The sequence below is a fragment of the Bartonella sp. MU70NMGDW genome, from assembly GCF_042194085.1.
Taxonomy (GTDB): Bacteria; Pseudomonadota; Alphaproteobacteria; order Rhizobiales; family Rhizobiaceae; genus Bartonella; species Bartonella grahamii.
The window spans coordinates 1-2079 of record NZ_JBHIMK010000210.1 but is presented as its reverse complement, the minus strand read 5'-3'; the positions used below and the strand labels follow the sequence as shown (position 1 = coordinate 2079).

Here is a 2079-nt window from a genome sequence, read left to right as displayed (position 1 = left end):
AACGGGAAGAAGATAAAATGCAAGAATAATAAAGGGAATGGCACGAATACTGTCAATGATGATGCTTAAAGGGCGATGGATAAGAGATGAAGCAAAAATTCCTCCACGTGCTGTTGTATGAAGAAGAAGACCAAGTGGAAGTCCTATAATTAGTGCCATAAAAGAAGCACTTATCGTCATAAATATTGTATCGAAAAGGGCATTGGGGAGTTCATGAGACAGAACATTAAACATAACCTAACACCTCGCAATATCGTCCCTTTTCGGTTAACCATTGAACGGCTTTTTTTAAAGCTTCTTTATCTTGAGCAGGAAGAGCAAGGAAGAGGCGCCCTATGGTTTCTCCTTGGACTGTATCAATACCACCATGGAGAATACGTGCTCTTAAACCACTTTCATCTTCCAAAAGATGGAGAAATGGTTGTTGGGCAATTTCACCGGCAATATTGATTTCAATGACAGCTTCTTGTCCTATGGCTTTAAGATTTTTTGCATATTTTTCAGGAAGTTGTGGCGTAACAAGTTTAAGCATGGCAATGGTTGTTTCTTCTTGTGGGGATGTAAAAATATCTTTTACATGTCCTTCTTCCACAATGCGTCCTTGATTGAGGACAACAACGCGATGCGCAATCGTGCGTACCACGTCCATTTCGTGGGTAATAAGCACAATCGTAAGATTGAGTCGGTTATTAATATCGGCAAGAAGCTCAAGAATAGACTCTGTTGTTTCAGGATCAAGAGCAGAAGTGGCTTCATCTGATAACAATATTTTAGGATTAGCAGCGAGCGCACGAGCAATGCCAACGCGTTGTTTTTGCCCTCCTGATAACTCTGCTGGATAACAGTATTCTTTACCACATAATCCTACCAATTCAATAAGTTCAAGGGCACGTTTGTTGCGCTGTTTTTTGTTTACTCCCGTTAATTTGAGCGGTAATGCAATGTTATCAAGAATATTTTGCGATGATAAAAGATTGAAATGTTGAAAAATCATTCCAATACGTTGACGATAAGGCGCCCATTCTGTTTCTGATAGATTGGAAATATTGATACCTTCAAAAAAAAGAGACCCTGTATCAATTTTTTCTAATCCATTTAAACAGCGAATAAGTGTTGATTTTCCTGCTCCACTACGACCGATAATACCAAGAATTTCACCGGCATGGATATCGAGAGATAAGTTATCAACTGCTGGAATGCCGGCCGTTTTGTTGAAACAACGGCTGACATTTTTTAGCGAAATGAGGGCGTTTTTGTCCATTTAACATTCCCAGAATATTGGGCAAAATTACCAAGATGTTTTTGCTGCTGGACCAAAAATCTCTTTGATTTTTGCACGGACGGGTTCGCTATTGTAGGCAGCAACTAATTTTCTGACCCATGGCTCATCTTTGTCACTGGTACGCACAACAATGATATTGTTATAGGGATTATTTTCTGCTTTTTCCCATGCGACAACATCTTTTTGTAAATCCAATCCTGAGACTAAAGCCCAATTTGTGTTGATAACAGCAATATCAAAATCATCAATAGCTCGCCCTAACATGCCGGCATCGAGTTCCCGGATTTGCAAATTTTTAGGATTTTCAATAATATCCAGTGGAGAAGCAAGAATATCGTGAGGGTCTTTTAATTTAATAAGATCTAGAGAATTGAGAAGGAGTAGGGCTCTTCCACCGTTGGATGGATCATTAGGAATGCCAACATGTGCTCCATCACGCAATTCTTTTATGTCTTTAATTTTGTGGGAATAGAGACCTATTGGGGTGATAAACGTGTACCCTACAGTTGAAAGTTTATAACCACGCTGCTCCATTTGATTTTTAAGATAAGGTGTGTGTTGAAAAGCATTTGCATCAATTTCTCCTGCATTAACAGCATCGTTGGGCAAAGTGTAATCAGAAAAATAAATAAGCTCAATTTCTAAACCAGCTTTTTTAGCTTGCTCAGCAGCGACTTTCCAAATGGTTGCTTCGTGTCCTTCCATGACACCAAGTCTGACTTTTGATTTGTCTGTAGCCATGACGCAAGCAGTAGATAAAAAAAGTGCAAAGAGAGAGAGGAATAATCCTATAATCT

The 2079-nt window shown here is 39.2% G+C and carries 2 protein-coding genes and 1 pseudogene; all 3 read right to left on the bottom strand.

Annotation, left to right across the window (positions count from 1 at the left end; all coding sequences use genetic code 11):
- Positions 1-234: pseudogene (locus ACFIKE_RS09805) on the bottom strand (ABC transporter permease); the annotation flags it as partial.
- Positions 227-1261 carry a methionine ABC transporter ATP-binding protein gene (locus ACFIKE_RS09800; protein ID WP_375649639.1) on the bottom strand — a complete coding sequence of 345 codons (1035 nt, stop codon included), beginning with the start codon at positions 1259-1261 and terminating at the stop codon, positions 227-229. The gene ACFIKE_RS09800 and the pseudogene ACFIKE_RS09805, both read right to left, overlap by 8 nt.
- 27 nt (positions 1262-1288) lie before the next feature.
- Positions 1289-2077 (bottom strand): MetQ/NlpA family ABC transporter substrate-binding protein, encoded by a 789-nt coding sequence (locus ACFIKE_RS09795; protein WP_375649637.1) that lies wholly within the window; start codon positions 2075-2077, stop codon positions 1289-1291.
- Positions 2078-2079: the final 2 nt, after the last annotated feature.